Consider the following 16,974-nt stretch of genomic DNA (forward strand, 5'->3'; position numbering starts at 1 on the left):
ACCGACTTGAAGTCCGTTGCAAGCGTTTTTCAAAAAGAAATGCCTTGTCGGAACAAACAAAACAAATCAGAATATAAGAATATTATAAATTTCTATAAAGGAACAATTCTTTTCCGGTTTCCAAAATGACTGAACCGTCTTTTCCGGAAGGATAAAATCTGCCGGGAAGATCGGAAGACTTAATCTTATCCTTTTTTAGAATGTTTCCTTTTTCATCCAAAAAAAGAATTTCGGAATTCAACTCCGCAGTAAACCAACTTCCATTGTGAAAAACGGATTGATACACCCCTGTTCCAGAAGTTCGTTTCGCTTCGAAGCCCTTCTTACCGTCCGCGTGATAAAAGGAAATTTTATCCGGAACAGAAACCAAAACTTCTCCCGTATTCGAAATCGCCAAATAGACCTTATGCGGATAAATAGAATCCAGTTCGTAAGTGAAATCCTCGTTCCCTTTCTCGTCCAAAATCAGGATTCGATCCTGATTTGATTTCAGAAGGTGAATCGCCGTTTTTTTTCCGTCCGGTGAGAGAGAAAGGCTCTTGGCGAAAACGGGACTTTTTTCTGAGCCCAAATCCTTTTTATAAAGAATCCCGCCCTTCGAATCCAAGACGAACAACTCACCGCCCGAGAAAAGAACCCCGCTCATTTTAGAATCGGGAGCAAAGGAATAATCCGTCAAAAAACGACCGTCTATCTTTTTTACCCCGGTTTCATTTCCGTTTATATCGGAAAGAATGACCTGATTGTGATCGCCTGCAATCAAAAGAATCAGATTTCCGGAAGGAGAAATTCTAGGATAACTCCTGTATTCCTTTGTCCAGAGAATCTCTCCCAAGGGAGAATAAAAATTCACTTCAGCGCCGATCTTTTTATATTCCAAGTATCCCTTTGTGTTGAGAGGATACTCGATTCTCCTTGTGTCGTCTAACGCAATTCCGTTCGAACTTTGAATGGTATAATAAGAATTCTCATATTTATAACCGTTCAAACTCTCTTCCGGATTCCAGGAGAAACGTGGATCCGGAGCCATTCCTGCGTGAGCCGCCTTTGAGAAAGCCCATACCTTTTGGATTCCAATCGCACTCTGATAAGGATTTCCAAATAAATAGAAGAAGATTAACGTAAAAAATAAACCGAACCCGGCAATCGGAAGAAGTTTCATCCTTTCCTCTTTAGTAAGTCATATAATAAATACAATCCCGTATGAGCCGCGTATTCTCGAAAGGAAGTCCTCGGAAATGGAAAATAGTGTTCATGAATTTCGGTCTCTCCGTCCTTCTGCCCGATTCCGAAATAGACAAGTCCCACTTTTTTTTGTGGCGTTCCACCGCCCGGACCCGCAATGCCCGTAACGCTGATCGTATAATCCGTTTTTAAGGACAAAAGCGCGCCTTCCGCCATCTCTTTCGCGGTTTCTCGGCTCACGGCTCCGAATTCGTCTAACGTGCTTTGTTTCACACCGAGGAGTCCCGCCTTGACGCTGTTATCGTAGGAAACGACTGCTCCCATAAAGTAACCGGAGGATCCTGCCCGATCCGTAAAGGTCTTAGCCATCAAACCTCCGGTGCAACTTTCCGCCGTTCCAACTGTAACTTTTTGTTTGGTGAGAATTTTCGGCAGTTCTTCAAAAATATCCGGAGTTGCTTTTGATCCATAGACTTGATCGAGCTTCTCGAGAAGAGAATCTACGAGTTTTCGATCTCCCGATTGGAAACTCACGCGGATATATCCTCGTTTCGCCGCAACTCCCCAGACAACGGAGCCGTTCGTAATCGATTCTTCTTTAGAAATAAATTCTTTTTGAAATAGGGATTCGCTCATCCACCAGAGAAAACGAAAACCTGAGTGGAGTTCCTTTGCTGAAAAGGTCTTTGAAATCCAGGGAGACAATTCCTCGCGGAACATCTCCGTCATTTCACCGGGAACACCGGGCATACAACTCAAGGTCGCATTCTCACCCAGTTTCAGAATAAACCCGGGAGCAATTCCTACTTTGTTGTTTAAGATGATCGAGGTTTCGGGAACAGAAATCTGCCGAATCGAAGTTTGCATCGCTTCTTCAAAGTTTTTTCCTCTCAATCGATAAAAAGCCTCGATCCTTTGTCTCGCGACCTGACTTTCAACGGAAGAAACGCCTGCAAGTTTACAAGCAATTTCTAATGTATAATCGTCTTCCGTTGGACCGAGTCCACCGGTCATGACCATCAATACAGGTTTTTCCTTTGTAGATTCTTTCGCGAGATTTCCGATTTCTTCCTGCAAAACGACCGGATCGTCCGGGAGAACCACGAACTTAGAAACCGAAAATCCGATTCCAAAGAGTTCGTTCGCGATCCAGGAAGAATTCGTATCCTGACTTCTTCCCGAGGTAAGCTCCGATCCGGTAGAAAGAACAATGATCTTCGGTTCCGACATTAGGACTCCTTGTCCATTCTTTCGGGAGCGGAAACTCCGATCAGAGATAGACCTTGAAAGAGAACATTTCTGGAGGCAAGACAGATTCTCGCGAGTCCCAAACGGACCTCGGGAGTCGCCTCTTTTAGTCTGTTGTTTTTTCCGAGATAAAAACTCGTGAATGCTTTTGCAAAACTCTGGAGATAATTGGTGACACGATGTGGCTCCATCGCATTCGCAGAATCTAATATTTCCTCCGGATATCTTGCGATCCAAAAAAGGAGTCGTTTTCTCTCCTCGGACATTTCGAGTTTGGAAGCTTCTTCTGCGGAGGTTTCGTTTCCTACTTCTCGAAAGATGGAACAAATTCTTGCGTGCGCATATTGAAGATAGAAGACAGGATTCTTATCCGATTCATCCTTTGCAAGATCCAGATCAAAGTCCAGAGGGGCATCGAGAGAACGCATAACAAAGAAATAACGACCAACGTCCTTTCCGTGTTTTCCGAGAAAACCGATGAGGTCGCTCATTGTCTGAAACGAACCTGCGCGCTTACTCATTTTAACTTTTTGACCCGATTCAAGAAGATTGACCTGTTGCGCGATGATGACCTTGAAATTCTCCTTTGGATACCCTAAAGACTGGATCGCACCGGAAAGTCTTGCGATGTATCCGTGATGATCCGGTCCCCAAATATCGATGATACGATCGTATCCTCTCTCGATCTTATTTTTATGATAGGCGATGTCCGCCAATAAGTAAGTCGGTCTGCCGTCGTCTCTGACCACAACACGATCTTTATCGTCTCCGTATTCCGAAGAACGAAAAACTTTCTTTCCGTCTTCCTGAAATATTTTTCCGGAGCTCTCCAGATCTTTCATAACCGCTAAAACTTTGTTCGCCTCGTGGAGCGTTTTTTCGCTAAAGTAATTGTCAAATTCCACTCCGAATGCGTCCAAATCCTTTCTTTGCCAGACGAGATTGTTTTCCACGGTCCAGCCGGAACAAAGTTCCGCGAGTTCCCTATATTTTTTTTCTTTGAGTAAGGATTCGATACGAATGGATTTTATTGCATCCTTCATTAAAGAACTTGCAATTTCTTTAATGTATTCTCCTCGATATCCTTCGGATGGTAATACGTTTTTTTCCAAAAGAACTTCGATCGGAGTAGAATCTTCCGCTTCTTGTATCGAAGAAGATTCTCCTTTGAATTCTCGAATCCGGACAAGAGTCGAAACACCGAGTAAAAAAACCTGGTTCCCGTAGTCGTTGATATAGAATTCTTTATCGACCTTGTGTCCGATCGCCTTCAAAAGAGAGGCCATCGCATCCCCCATCGCCGCCGCTCTCGCCGAAACGATGTTCAGCGGTCCAGTCGGATTAGCGGATACGAATTCCAAATTGATTTTAAGAGGATTGTTAACCTGAGGATAAAAGGCGCCGGAAAGAATGGAAGATTCGATAAATTTCAGAAGAAAAGAAGGAAGAATTCTAAAATTGACGAATCCGGGAGGAGTAAAGTCGACCACTTCGAAAAGGTCTGTTCTTCTTTTCAGAGCGGAAACAAGATCTTGTGAAACCTGAACCGGATTCTTCTTGAGTAATTTAGAATTTTCTAATGCAAAGGAGGTGGAGTAATCACCGAATTTTTCGTCTCTAGAATATTCGATTTTGATTTTTAAAGCGTTGTGATCAAGATCTGTAAAAGAGGACGTAATTTCTTTGACCGCTTTTTCAAGGGCAGTTAGAACGATTTGTTTGAGAGTTTCATTTTCTTTCATTGTGAGAGCGATCCGTAAATTGTAAGAAGGTAATTATATCTGAGGTGATTTTTTTTGGGAACGAAATGAAAAAGCGAAAAGCGCTCGGGGAAATCCATTGGAAAGGAAAGTTTTTATCGTTTGGTTCTATGAAAAAGGAATCCTCGACGACTTGGATCCTGTTCGAATCTTTGATCCCTGTGAAAGGCTCCGCCCGTCGGAGAAACGACAACTTTTTCGTGAAAACCTTCCCCACCCGCTTTTGGGTGGGGGGCGTGGTGGTGGGAAAGAACAGGCAATTTTTCTCTATCACAAAATCAACCTTTTGCAAGCAAAAGTCTCCTTCATAGATTGTCGGAACTCCGACAAAAATCGCCGTTTCGATGGTTTCGTCCCCATTCATTTTTCGTTTAAAACATAATTTGAAAAGAATCTTTTACAATCATTTCCTTTCGTAAAAAACGTTCTTCTTTTTTGAATTTTCCCAGCTGATCTCGAGTTCCTGAAATACCATCTTTTTGATCTCCAGCACGGAAACAAGTATTGATCGTTTCCCCCTTTCTTCCCTTTCAGCTTGTACGGGAACGGAAACGGGAGTCTTCTGATCCCAGCGGATATCTAAAATTACAAGAAACAGAAGGATGCAAAAATAAAATAAGAACAGAATCGTTTTAAGAAAATTTTCCAAGGTTCTCTCCCAGAGCTTCGTAGAGTGTGCCGGTCGACTTGAGTTTCCTTCGAAGAATCGGCTCGAGCATTCGATTGCAAATTCTGTCTAGGTCCAAGATTGTTTCAACAGAGATTTTTCTTTCCTTCAGATCTCTAAAGCGCAACATTAAAAAAGTTTGGATCCATTGAACGAGCCCAAGATCGTTTTCGTTTGAATGAAGACAATTCCCGCACACAAGCTCGAGTGGAGAAGTCTGAAGAGTCACCGAAGTCATCTCCTTCAAAGGCGTTCCGCAGGAATGACAGAGAAGTTCTTTAGAAAGAAAACCTCCGGAAACAAGAAGGCGAAGTTTTACGAAAGGAAGAATCAAAATCGAAGGTCCGTTCTCCTCCAATTCTTCCAGTGCGCCGGAAAGAAGACGAAATTCACCGGGATGTTCCGCGCCGTCCGGAGTGAAAGAGGAAGCAAGTTCTACGAGATAGGAAACGAGAACCATCCCAAGATAACCGGCTTTCGCACGGTCGAAACGATTCAAAAGCGCAATCTCTTTTACGTTATGTATCTCTTGCTGATTTCTTGCATTGTAATAATCCACACTTGTCAACGAACCGGGTTCCACGGAAGCGATCGGTCTAGTCTTGCTTTTTCGAATTCCCCGCACTCGAAAATTTTCCACAATCCCTTCTTCCGGTAACAAACGAATGACCGCGTCTCCTCCTGGAATCTCCCTGGATTCCAAAACGATCCCTCGCATCTTTCTCAGAGATCCTGGAGAATTTCCAGACATTCGTCTTCCTTTTCCTTCATGATCCTTTCTTCAGCCTCTCCTCTTTCGTGATCGTATCCTAGGAGATGTAAAAATCCATGAACGAGAAGTCTATAGAATTCGTCCTTTTCCGTATGTCCGATTTCGATTGCTTGTCTTTTGAGAGTATCTACAGAGATTACAATTTCGCCTAACGCGATCGGAGGTAAGGTAGAATGTGGTTTCCCTCCTCTTCGTTGGAGAATTGCACTCAAAGGAGAAACATCAAATTCCAAGGGAAAGGAAAGAACGTCCGTGGTTTTGTCCTTTCCTCTTCTAAGAAGATTGATCTCTTTCATATCGGAATCTCTTAGGAGCAAAAGACTCAGTTCGCAGGAAGAATCTCCAAGCTCTTTTCGAAATAGGATCTTACAATTCCGAAAGACCTCTTCTTCATTCCACCAAGGAATAATTCCGTAATCGTTCGAGATGGAGACGTTGTCCGCGATCAGTTTCCTTTCCCCGGTGTTACGGTCTTAGAGTTTTTATGACCGTTCGTCGATGCGTTCAAAGGATTCTTCTTTTCCAAAGCTTTTGTTGCTTCCATACTCGGATACTTCGGTCTGGAATGAAGACTGGATAACAAGACCTCTTTAAAGGACGACTTGATGACTTCAAGATCGCCCAGAGTCAATCCGCATTCGTCCAACTGATTTTCCGAAAGTTTAATGCCGATGATCTTTGTGATCAAGTTATCCAAGGATTCCGGATTGATCTCCTCCAAGGAACGCGACGCGGCTTCCAAAGAGTCAGCGATCATCACAATCGCGGTTTCCTTTCTCTGCGGTTTCGGGCCCGGATATTGAAAATCCTCTTTCCTGAGTTTTTTCTTTTGAGTTGGGGAAAGTTCCGAAAGGGCTTTGTGATAAAAAAAAGCCATCGTAGAAGTTCCGTGATGCTCCGGAATAAAGTCGATCACCTCTCTCGGAAGCCTCGCCTTCTTCGCCATTTCGATCCCGTCTAACACGTGATCAATGACGATCTTAGCCGCGAGGGCCGGATTGTTTTTATCGATGTTCTCTTTTTTGGGAATCAAATGCTGATTCTCCACAAAAAATCCGGCGTTCGGAATCTTCCCGATATCGTGAAAGTAAACCCCAACTCTCGTGAGAAGCCAATCGAGTCCAAGGTTCTGACAGGCGCGCTCCGACAGGGCCGCGACCATAAACGTGTGCGTATAGGTCGAAGGTGCTTTTGTAAGAAGGTCCTGTAATAACGGATGCCCCGTATCCGCGAGTTCCATCAGCTTAAATCGAGTGGGAACGTTGAAAAGATATTCGTAGATCGGAAGTAAAAACTGTGCGGCAGTAGAACAGGCGAATCCATTGATAAGACAGAGGACGTATAACTTAAAGATATTCGAATCGATCAAATCCTTGAGCCAAGAGCCGCTCGGGATCGCAACCCAGTAGTTTCTCGAATCGAAAAGATAACCGCTCGAAGCGATGATGATCTGAACACCCGCGATGTATAAACCGGCCTTGATAAAATCGATTCGTTTTTTGAGATTTCTTCCGTAACTCGCGGAAACGATACAGGAAACAAATCCGAGCATAAACGAAGTCGGATTGTAATGCGAAGCCATAAAAACAAAGAAGGAAAGATAGAATCCGATCGCGATTGAAAGTTGTTCATCGTAAATAAAACTGATGATAAGACAAACCATTCCGACTGGAACAAAAAGCGCGAAATAAAAAAGCGTATCGTATTTTGTCTCGAAGTTAAAGAAGATTCTCGAAGCGATCGCACAACTTAAAACCAAAAACCAGATGAGAGAAAAAACAATCACGTTACTTGAAACGTCGTTGAGCCGCTTCGGGTTGTATTTTTTTAGGAAAATATAGATGATCACGACAAAAACCGTCTGAATCAGGAGAATCGAAATGATCGAAGCGATATTCGCCCTCGTAGCATACGTGTTTACAATTTGCAGTTTTTTGAATATTTCCGGAGTGATGATCTCACCGGATTTCACGATCACGTCTCCCGCGAGAATCCTGGAATTGACGGGTTCCGCACGATCGGATGCGAATTTTTTGAGAGCAAGAGTTTCTTCCGCATTGTACGAACAAGAAGGATTGGAATAGATATAACTCAGGGAAATTTTTTGAACGACAGGAAGAACCGCCGGATCCATACGGGAAAGTTTTTCCTGTGCCATCCGAGTCAGAATATTTACGGTCTCCGGATCCCGATACAAATACGACCTTGGAATGATATAAGCGCCTTCCAAATTCGAGATCTGTTCTTTGATCCCTTGATTTCGAACCCGAGCGCCGGAAGATTTTAATGTCGCGTAGTCAGGAGGTAGATCCCTCAATATGCAAAAAGAAGAAAATACTAAATTAGAATACTGTTGTACAAGATCTTTGAGCTTCCCTTTTCCGGGAGTTTTGTAAAGAAGTTCGATTTCTTCTTTAGAACGATTCTTCCATCTTGGAATTACGTTTAGAAGTTCTGGATAGGCTTTTCCTTCCACACTCGGCTTAAAGGAACGAAAATTCTCCATATCTTCTTGGATGGCTTTGTTGATAAAATCCTGAAGCGCGATATAGTCTCGATCGAAAACGAAAGGTGCTGATTGATAAGCGGTGAGTTTTTTGGCTTTGGTCTTGTCTTCGTCTTCATAGACGATATCTTTCGCGGAAACGATTTTTTCGGGAGCGGTTTTCCCTTCGGAATAAAGTCCGTCCGGCGAAAGATCCATCTTATCCTGGCCGAAAAAAGGAATCGCGAGCATCCAAGTCACCATCAATAAGGTGATGACCACTAATACTACCTGAAGCCTTCGAACAAAAAGAATCGGACGGACCCGAGTTAGGGTGTCCGTAATCCAAGCCATAGCGGACTCGATTTGTTCTCCCGGACTGGGCATACGATTACAACTCCTCGAACTTGCGAACGATTACTTCCACGAGCGGGTGTCTGGTAATATCTTCTTTCCCGAAAAACACCATTCCAATCTGATCCGTGTTTTTAAATAAAGTCACCACTTTTTCGAGTCCCGAACGACCGTGATCCAAGTCGATCTGAGTCGAATCCCCGGAAATACACATTCTAGAATTGCGTCCCAAACGGGTCATAATCATCTTGAGCTGAGCGAGTGTACAGTTCTGCGCCTCGTCCAAAATGATAAACGCATTGGAAAGAGTTCTTCCACGCATAAAAGCGACGGGAGCGATTTCGATCTTTGTAAGAGAAATGTATTCTTGCGTTTTTTCAGCGCCGATACATTCGTTTAAGGCGTCATAGACGGGACGAAGATACGGATCGACTTTCTGATTGAGATCACCAGGTAAGAATCCGAGATTCTCCCCCGCTTCGACCGCGGGTCTTGTGAGAATGATTTTATCAATCGTTCCTGCTTGTAAGAATCTACAGGCGGTTGCCACGGACAAAAACGTTTTCCCGGTTCCCGCAGGACCGAGCGCGAACGTGATCAGATTGTCCTGGAAGGAACGGAAATAAGTTTCCTGATTTCTTGTTCTCGGGAAGATATGTTTTCCGCGATAGGTGGTGAGAATTTTTTCGGAAGGTTTCCAAGGCATGGTCCGATCGGTATCGGTTTCCCATACCTTTTTTTTGCGGAGTTCCTTACCTGCATCTTTTAGAATATAAGCAAAGTCGAATGAATCAGTAAAGTCCCGGTCCGGACGTTCTCGATAGTTCGCCTCGAGTTTTTTAAAAAAATCGAGTGCGAAGTCGACCTTAGCGGATTCTCCTTCGATCTGAAAACCGTTCCCTCTGGGGATGATATCCATCTCGAGTTGTTTTTCAAGAATCTTGACTCCCTCGTCGTTGATCCCGCAGATCTTACGATACAAGTCTTGGTTTTCGAAATTGAACTGTTCTTTGCGCGATGAGATAAATTTATACCTTAACCAGTTTGATCTTCAATTCCTGGAGTTGTTTTTCTTCCACAGGAGAAGGGCATTCGCTCATCAAACAAAGTCCTTTTTGTGTTTTCGGGAAAGCAATGACGTCCCGGATCGATTTTCCGCCGGTAAGAAGCATCATGATACGATCGATTCCGAACGCCAAACCGCCGTGAGGTGGAGCCCCGTATTCGAGGGCTTCGAGTAAGAATCCGAATTTTTCCTTCGCCTCTTCCTCTTCGATTCCGAGAACGCGAAACACTTGATTCTGAACGTCTCGAGAATGGATCCGGATCGAACCTCCCCCGATTTCGACTCCGTTCATCACGAGGTCGTAAGCCTTTGCGGTCGCGTTGCCCGCATTCTTCTGAAGCGTTTCCATAGATTCAAAATAGGGAATACTTTCATCCGAAGGAGAAGTAAACGGGTGATGCAATGCGTCCCAACGTTTGTGGTCCTTGTTCCATTCGAACATCGGAAAATCCACGATCCAAGTGATATTGATATCCCCTTCTTTCGGGGTTTCAAATCTTTCGGAAAGTTTCAAACGAAGAGCGCCTAACGAATGATTGACGATATCGGATTCGTCGGCTCCGAAAAAAAGCATGTCCCCTTCTTTCGAACCGCAGGCTTTGGAAATCGCATCCAATTCTTCTTTTTTAAAACGTTTTGTGATCGTAGACTCCAAACCTTCCGCGCCGTGTTTCATATACGCGAGGCCCTTGGCTTTGTAATCGCGGTTCAACCACGCGGTGTAGTCTTCGATTTCTTTTCTGGAGATCGTAGAACCACCCGGAACACAAACGACCTTTACGGTACCTCCTCCTTTTACGGCTCCGGAGAATACGTTGAAGTCGCAGTCCTTTACGATCTCGGAAACGTTTACGAGCTTCATACCAAAACGAAGATCCGGCTTATCGGATCCGTATTCTTCCATCGCTGTTTTGTAGGTCATTCTTGGGAAAGGAGTCGAAAGCTGAATATTAAAAACTTCTTTATAAACGTTCGCGATCAGACCTTCCATCTCCGCGAGAATTTCTTCCTGACTCACGAAGGAGAATTCCATGTCGAGCTGAGTGAACTCGGGTTGTCTATCGGCGCGCAAGTCCTCGTCTCGAAAACATTTTACGATCTGAAAGTAACGTTCCATTCCGCCGACCATCAGGATCTGTTTGAAGATCTGAGGAGACTGAGGAAGCGCGTAAAACTGATTCGGGTTGAGACGGGAAGGAACCAAAAAGTCCCTCGCTCCTTCCGGAGTGGATTTGTTCAGGATCGGAGTTTCGATTTCGACAAACCTACGTTTGTTGAGATAATTACGAATTGCGAATACGAACTCGTGACGTTTGAGCATTCGATTCTTCAATTCTTCCCTTCTGAAATCCAGATATCTGTATTTGAGTCTGAGTTCCTCCGAGATATCGTCAAATTCATCCAAGGAGAATGGAGGAGTTTTTGCCGTATTCAAAATCGATAATTTATCGAGAACAACTTCGATGGTTCCGGTCGGCATTCTTGGATTGATGGATTCTGCGTCCCTTTTTTTGAGAGTTCCTTCCACGGCGATCACGTATTCGGAACGAATCTTTTCCGCAAGTGTGAAGGCGTCGCCTAAGAGTTCTTTGCGAGCTACAACTTGAATGATCCCGGTTCTGTCCCGAAGATCGATGAAGATCACACCGCCCTGATCGCGGAATCGAAACGACCAACCGTAAAGAACGATTTTTTTACCTTCCAGAGACTCGTTCAATTCTCCCGCCCAAGAGCGTTTTTTATAATTTTCCTGAATCCAGTGTTCCAATGATTTCTATTTCCTGTTGTATTGATCGAATGAGATAAGAACTAATCTATATTATCAAATCTGCTGAGCTCGGGCCGGAAGGCAAGATGAAAAGAACCGATCGGCCCCGAACGATTCTTTGCGATGATGATCTCCGCTTTTCCTCGCATCTCGGGAGTGATCTCGTCGTCGGCTTTTACCTTCTCTTCTCGATAGATAAAGGAGACGATGTCGGCATCCTGCTCGATCGCGCCTGATTCCCGTAAGTCGGAAAGTTGCGGTTTTTGATCCTTGGATCTCTGCTCCACAGCCCGAGACATCTGAGAAAGCGCGATGATCGGACATCTCGCTTCTTTCGCCATCTGTTTGAGGGAACGAGAAATCGAGGAGACCTCTTGTTGACGACCTCCGTCCTTACTTTTGGGATCGCTCATGAGCTGGAGATAATCCACGACGATCAGACCAATCTTTTCGGTGGTAAGAAGTTTCCGCACTCGACCCTTAAAGTCGTCGATGGTCAAACCGCCCGAGTCGTCGATATAGATCGGCGCCGAGGTGACACGAACGATCGATTCTAAAAGTTTGGGAGCGTCCGCCCGAGTGAGTTCGGATTTTTTGAGCTTCATGGATTCCACTTGAGAATCTGCGCAGACCATTTTGAGAAGGAGTTCGATCCGGCTCATCTCCAAAGAGAAGATGACCACGGGTTGATTGTAAACGAGAGCCACGTTAGACGCGATGTTCAAAGCGAACGTGGTTTTACCGTTACCGGGACGAGCCGCGAGAATCATGAGCTCGTGCTCTTTGAGACCGGAGGTAGCCTCGTCTAATTTTGTAAAGTTGGTTCGAAGACCGGTGATCTGTCCCCGATTCTTCATGATCTCCATGATATAATCGGAAAGAGCGACCTTGTCCGTGGAAACGGGCAACAGTCCTTTTGCGTCTATACTTCTGGAAATTTCGGTGAGGTTTTTTTCGACCGTGTTGAAAACGGATTCGTTGTCTCCGGGCTCTTTTCGAATGAGTTCGAGAGAATCCTGGAGAATCTTCGCATACATTCTCCGTTCCGAAAATCGTTTGATCCGAGTCGCGTAGTATGGAAGCGGTTGTGTAACGACCGTATCCCGATAGAGGGAATAGATATAATTGAATTCTTTTTCTTCGTCTTTGAGAAGTGAATTTTCTTTGAGGAAGTTGAGGACTGAAACCGGATCGATCGTGATTCGTTTATCCACGAGATCCGTAATCGCCCGGTAGACTCGTCTGTGGAGATCCACATAAAAGTCTTCCGGAGCAACGGGAACATCGATGAGGTTGTCCGCTCCTTTGAGAAGAAGGAATCCTAAGAAGGCTCTTTCGGATTCCGGTTCGTATAAAGAGTCGGACTGCATCGTCCCTTTTAAAGAAGGATTACTCTTCTTCTTTTTTTACGTGAAGCGTAATGACAGGCTGGATTCCTTCTGCAAGGCGGATTTTGATCTTGTAAGATCCCAGACTGCGAATGGGCTCCGCGATCTCGATTTTTCTCTTATCGAGTTCGATTCCATCTTTTTTCAAAATGGAAGCTACGTCCATAGGAGTCACCGCTCCGAAGAGTTTGTCTCCACCGCCGGTTTTGACTACGATTTCGTATTCTTTTCCGACTAAGTTAGAGGAAAAACCTTCCATCGCTTTTTTGCGTTTTTCACGTTTGAGCTCGCCCAGTTTCTTTTGGTGAAGAGCCGCTTTTGTGTTTCCTTCGTTCGCGCGAACCGCGAGTTTTTTCGGGAAAAGGAAATTTCTTGCGTAACCGTCCGCAACTTCTTTCAGGTCGCCTGCGTCCCCGAGATTGATAACGTCTTTTTGTAAGATCACTCTCATGTTGCTACCTCAGTTAACCTTGTAAGGAAGAAGACCGATGCTTCTTGCTTTGCGGATTTCACGCGCGAGAACTCTTTGGTAACGAGCGCTGGTTCCTGTGATTCTTCTCGGAATGATTTTACCACGGTTCGTGATAAATCTTTCTAAGAGTTCGATATTCTTATAATTGATTTGTTTTGCAAGTTCCGGATCCGCAGTAAAACGGCAAACCTTCTTCTTGTATTTATTCTGTTTTCTCTGTGGCTTTCCTTCCATTTCGCCGGAAGATTCGCCTTGTTCCGATCTTTCAGATCGTTCTTCTTTTACTTCATTCTCACTCATAAGTGTTCCTCATTAAAACGGTATGTCGTCGTCACCATCCGGTGCAGGGCTGTAGTATTCCGGAGAGGATGGATAAGAATTTCCTCCGGAAGAAGAGGATTCCCTCGGAGAGGAAGAAGAATCGTCTCTCGAACCGAGGAGTTGAAAATTCTCCACTACGATTCGAATCCGAGACGCTTTCTTTCCTTCGGGAGTTTCCCAAGTGTCCTGCTTCAGTCGTCCTTCAATCGCTATTTGTTTGCCTTTTTTGCAATACTGTTGAATGATATCAGCCGGTTTTCCCCAGACTTCACAATCGAAAAAATGAGACTCTTCTCTCTTCTCACCGTTAGACACATAGGTCCGGCCATTGGCCAAGGAGAAGTTTACGAGAGAAGTCCCGTTGATCGATTTGAACTCAGGGTCCCGCGTTAGGCGGCCGACCAGAGTCACTCTGTTGATATCATTAGCCATTGAGACGGACAACCATGGAACGAAGAATGTTCTGGTTGATTAGAAAATCCTTTTCCACTTTTGCGATCGCTTCCGGGGAAGCGGTACACTTGTAGTGATGGAAGATGCCCTGCTCTTCGTGTTTGATCGGATGCCAGAGTTTTCTTTGGCCCCAATCTTCGTCGGAAGTGATGCTAACGGAATGCTTACCTAAGGTTTCTTGAACCTCAGTTTTTGCAACTTCCCGAGAGCTCACACGTGTGATGGTGGTGAGTTCGTAGTTTCTCAATTGTTTCCCCTATGGTTAAAGCCCGCCTGCGGAACGCGACGAGCAGAAGAACCTATAATTGTACCTATTTTTTGCGTTTAGAGCCCGGGGTCAAGGTAGAATTCAACCGGAGGTCCAGAAATGCTCTTTCTTCTTCCACGCGGAGTTCCGTCCCGAGTTCGCTGGAAAGGACTGCGATTTCTTGGAGAAATTCTTTGGCTTCCTTCCCTTTTACGGGACGAATTTTATGATCTTCTTTTTGAAATTTCCCGAAGATCGGAACGAGTTCGACCATTTCTAAAGCATTCTTCCGGATATGAAGAATCGCGATCAGATTGTGGTTCAAATAGGAGTTCCTACTTCCGAAAATCAGGTTTCCAAGAGAATAGAGAATCACCCCTCCTCGATAGAGTTCAATTCCCTGAGGGATATGAGGATGATGGCCGATCACAACCTTGACCCCTGAATCGATCAGGGCATGAGCGATCTTTCTCTGATCGACGGTCGGAAAGGGAGAATATTCCACTCCCCAGTGGAGAGAGACGATTCGGACCGGTGGAGCTCCCACGCCCTGTCTTCCTCCACCCCTTCTTTCAAAAAAAGAAGCCTGTAGGGAAGGAAGGGAAAACGGCGCCACACCCGCTTTGGTTGCCGTCGCGTAGTGAGCCGGTTCCGCGATTGCGGTTACGGAATGAATTCTTAAATCGTTTCCTTTTAGGCTCAGATTCAAGGGACCGAAAACTTCAGGAATTTTTTGCCCGGCGCCGACGTTTAGAATATGATTTTTCTTTAATATATCCAAAGTCTCCGCCATTCCTTTCGGGCCGTGATCAAAGGAATGATTGTTTCCCAGAAACACGAGATCGACTTCCAAAAATTTCAGAGAATCCATGTCCTTCTCGTGCGCGGTAAAAATATAGGCCTTCTTTGATTCTTCCGTCTTGGAAGCGACGACCGGAGTTTCAAGATTCACCATTCTAAAATCGGCTTCTCCGAAAAGCGTCTTCAAACCTTCCACCGGAGCGATCTCCCCGTGTTTGTTGATCGTATCTCGAATTCCCCAATTGAACATAACGTCCCCTCCCGCGAGAACCTTGAGAAGTTCCGGATCACGATTGTGCTCGGGGTGTAGGACGGAATCGAGTTTGTCTTGGAGAATTGCGAGCGCGGAAGGAGATTCCGGAGTTTCTTCTTTTGAGATGGAATCCATTGTTTCCGGAAGAAGACAGGAGAAGAAAAGAATTGGAATACTCAGAAAAATTAGTTTTCGAATTTTAAGAATGAAATAAGACACTAAATGTACATTATTCTCTTCGCTCGAGTTTGGAAAGATCTTTTTTACGATCTTAAAGAACGCAAAGAACCCGCAAAGGAACTTCCTTACAAAAAGATTTCCTCTATCTACGCGCTCGATCGAAAAACAAATTCCGCGTTGGAATTTATTTTTGATGATTCCGAAACATTCGTTAAAGGATCCCAGCTCGATTCGTTTTTTTGAGACCGTGGATTGAAGAACGATCATCCCCTATCCTAAAATTCAATTTGTCTTTCTATCAAAAGTATGGATTTGAATTTTAATATTTGTTTCTTCCAGTCCGATCGAGGTCTTCCAACGATCACAGAAAGTTTGTCACTTTCAAGGAAAAGAATTGGAAAGTTTACTTTGGCGCATTTCCAAAAATCTGCATGGAGGAACAGGCTTTGCAACACGGCTTTCCATTCCATATTTATAATATTCGATCCGGACTACATTTCGCACAAAAGTATGAAATTATTTGATTCTCTTCGTATGAATCGTCTCTTTTTTCTCTAACATCTCGATAAATTGATTCAACTTTCTCTTTCTCAACTCTTCGTTTTTTGTATGATGAAGTCGAAACAAGATCGCGTATCGATTCGCGGAATCCAAACTCTCAAAAAACTTTTTGGCTTTCGGACGTAATTTCAGGAGGTTTGCAAAATCTCTCGGAATTTCGACCTTACTCTGAGAATCATACGCCGCGTCCCAACGACCGTCCTTTTTAGCCGACTCGACCGCTTCGAGGCCGGAAGGTTTCATTTTACCATCGGCGATCAAGGTGTTCGCCTTTTCTCGATTGATTTTGGACCAAATACTTTTCGGACCTCGAACACTGAATTTTTGTAACCAGAAAAAATCATCGTATTTTTGTTTTTGGCTATCGATCCATCCGTAACAAAGGGCAACGTCTAACGCTTCCGCGTAGGTCAAGGAAAGGACATTGGAATCTTTTTTGGCGAACTTGATCCAAATCGCAATTCCCTTCTTGTGATTTTTCTTCAACCACTGATCCCATTCTTTTCTACTTTTGAAAGGAAGAATAGGAAGATCTTTTAAGAATTCTTCCATAGAATGTTAAGCGACAATGAGTTCCAGGTGTTCCTTGCCGCTCTCCACGGATCGGACGGGAATTTTAGAATCGAAAGTCGCGAACTTGAGATTATGATGAACGCTCAATGCAAGGAGATACACATCCGTGAGTTGTTTGGACTTTACGAATCCGAATTTTAAAAACAGTGAGGGAGAATTGAGGGAAATATCATCCGGAACAAAACGATGGCCTTTTACTTTTAGGAGCGAATGTAGAATCTCGGTTATGACTTCCACGCCGCCCGGACTTCCCGGATAAGAAGTGTTACTCAGAATTCGTACGAGTGCGTTCTGCGTAATAGGACAAGTCGCCCAACCCCTTCGAGACTTTTGATCAAACCAATCCCAGGCGGCCTGATGAAACGTATGGTTTGCGTCGCTCAGTGCGATCAAAACATTCACATCCAGAAGATAAGCCAT

General features: G+C 44.4%; 18 protein-coding genes. All 18 read right to left on the bottom strand.

From position 1 onward, the window contains the following. Positions 1-82: 82 nt before the first annotated feature. The 18 genes from DLM75_RS10620 to DLM75_RS10715 all read right to left on the bottom strand — a co-directional run bounded on the left by DLM75_RS10620 (position 83) and on the right by DLM75_RS10715 (position 16,974). Complete coding sequence (locus DLM75_RS10620; RefSeq protein ID WP_118968461.1) at positions 83-1,162, bottom strand: hypothetical protein; 1,080 nt, start codon at positions 1,160-1,162, stop codon at positions 83-85. Next, the gene (locus tag DLM75_RS10625) at positions 1,159-2,415 is read right to left on the bottom strand and encodes a nicotinamide-nucleotide amidohydrolase family protein (protein ID WP_118968462.1); all 1,257 of its coding nucleotides are present in this window, start codon (positions 2,413-2,415) and stop codon (positions 1,159-1,161) included. The genes DLM75_RS10620 and DLM75_RS10625 overlap by 4 nt, the downstream gene beginning before the upstream one ends. After that, on the bottom strand, positions 2,415-4,175 hold the full coding sequence (gene argS / locus DLM75_RS10630; protein WP_118968463.1) for an arginine--tRNA ligase: 1,761 nt from the start codon (positions 4,173-4,175) through the stop codon (positions 2,415-2,417). Before argS ends, DLM75_RS10625 begins: the two co-directional genes overlap by 1 nt. A gap of 113 nt (positions 4,176-4,288) precedes the next feature. Next, positions 4,289-4,453 (bottom strand): hypothetical protein, encoded by a 165-nt coding sequence (locus tag DLM75_RS24260; protein WP_158586465.1) that lies wholly within the window; start codon positions 4,451-4,453, stop codon positions 4,289-4,291. 143 nt (positions 4,454-4,596) lie between these two features. Continuing rightward, positions 4,597-4,842: a hypothetical protein gene (locus DLM75_RS10640; protein WP_118968465.1), complete on the bottom strand. Its 246-nt coding sequence runs from the start codon at positions 4,840-4,842 to the stop codon at positions 4,597-4,599. Further along, on the bottom strand, positions 4,826-5,611 hold the full coding sequence (recO, locus tag DLM75_RS10645) for a DNA repair protein RecO (RefSeq protein WP_118968466.1): 786 nt from the start codon (positions 5,609-5,611) through the stop codon (positions 4,826-4,828). Before recO ends, DLM75_RS10640 begins: the two co-directional genes overlap by 17 nt. After that, positions 5,584-5,997 carry an rRNA maturation RNase YbeY gene (ybeY, locus tag DLM75_RS10650; protein ID WP_241547900.1) on the bottom strand — a complete coding sequence of 138 codons (414 nt, stop codon included), beginning with the start codon at positions 5,995-5,997 and terminating at the stop codon, positions 5,584-5,586. Before ybeY ends, recO begins: the two co-directional genes overlap by 28 nt. An 80-nt stretch (positions 5,998-6,077) precedes the next feature. Next, the gene (locus DLM75_RS10655; RefSeq protein ID WP_118968468.1) at positions 6,078-8,504 is read right to left on the bottom strand and encodes an HD family phosphohydrolase; all 2,427 of its coding nucleotides are present in this window, start codon (positions 8,502-8,504) and stop codon (positions 6,078-6,080) included. A 4-nt stretch (positions 8,505-8,508) separates the two neighbouring features. Next, positions 8,509-9,390 (bottom strand): PhoH family protein, encoded by an 882-nt coding sequence (locus tag DLM75_RS10660; RefSeq protein WP_118968604.1) that lies wholly within the window; start codon positions 9,388-9,390, stop codon positions 8,509-8,511. A gap of 109 nt (positions 9,391-9,499) precedes the next feature. After that, on the bottom strand, positions 9,500-11,305 hold the full coding sequence (gene aspS, locus DLM75_RS10665; protein WP_118968469.1) for an aspartate--tRNA ligase: 1,806 nt from the start codon (positions 11,303-11,305) through the stop codon (positions 9,500-9,502). A 41-nt stretch (positions 11,306-11,346) separates the two neighbouring features. Next, positions 11,347-12,675: a replicative DNA helicase gene (gene dnaB / locus DLM75_RS10670; RefSeq protein ID WP_118968470.1), complete on the bottom strand. Its 1,329-nt coding sequence runs from the start codon at positions 12,673-12,675 to the stop codon at positions 11,347-11,349. 19 nt (positions 12,676-12,694) lie between these two features. Further along, on the bottom strand, positions 12,695-13,144 hold the full coding sequence (gene rplI, locus DLM75_RS10675; RefSeq protein ID WP_118968471.1) for a 50S ribosomal protein L9: 450 nt from the start codon (positions 13,142-13,144) through the stop codon (positions 12,695-12,697). A gap of 9 nt (positions 13,145-13,153) precedes the next feature. After that, positions 13,154-13,465 (bottom strand): 30S ribosomal protein S18, encoded by a 312-nt coding sequence (rpsR, locus tag DLM75_RS10680; RefSeq protein WP_100784045.1) that lies wholly within the window; start codon positions 13,463-13,465, stop codon positions 13,154-13,156. Between the two features lie 12 nt (positions 13,466-13,477). Then, positions 13,478-13,918 (bottom strand): single-stranded DNA-binding protein, encoded by a 441-nt coding sequence (gene ssb / locus DLM75_RS10685; protein ID WP_020774387.1) that lies wholly within the window; start codon positions 13,916-13,918, stop codon positions 13,478-13,480. Then, entirely contained in the window at positions 13,911-14,186 is a 276-nt protein-coding gene (rpsF, locus tag DLM75_RS10690) for a 30S ribosomal protein S6 (protein ID WP_118968472.1), read from the bottom strand. The genes ssb and rpsF overlap by 8 nt, the downstream gene beginning before the upstream one ends. A gap of 64 nt (positions 14,187-14,250) precedes the next feature. Continuing rightward, the gene (locus DLM75_RS10695; RefSeq protein ID WP_241547902.1) at positions 14,251-15,510 is read right to left on the bottom strand and encodes a CapA family protein; all 1,260 of its coding nucleotides are present in this window, start codon (positions 15,508-15,510) and stop codon (positions 14,251-14,253) included. A gap of 426 nt (positions 15,511-15,936) precedes the next feature. Next, positions 15,937-16,533 (bottom strand): YdeI/OmpD-associated family protein, encoded by a 597-nt coding sequence (locus tag DLM75_RS10710; RefSeq protein ID WP_118968475.1) that lies wholly within the window; start codon positions 16,531-16,533, stop codon positions 15,937-15,939. Between the two features lie 6 nt (positions 16,534-16,539). Continuing rightward, positions 16,540-16,974, bottom strand: coding sequence for a TA system VapC family ribonuclease toxin (locus DLM75_RS10715; protein ID WP_118968476.1), 435 nt, complete (start codon positions 16,972-16,974; stop codon positions 16,540-16,542).

This window comes from Leptospira stimsonii (assembly GCF_003545885.1).
Lineage (GTDB): Bacteria > Spirochaetota > Leptospiria > Leptospirales > Leptospiraceae > Leptospira > Leptospira stimsonii.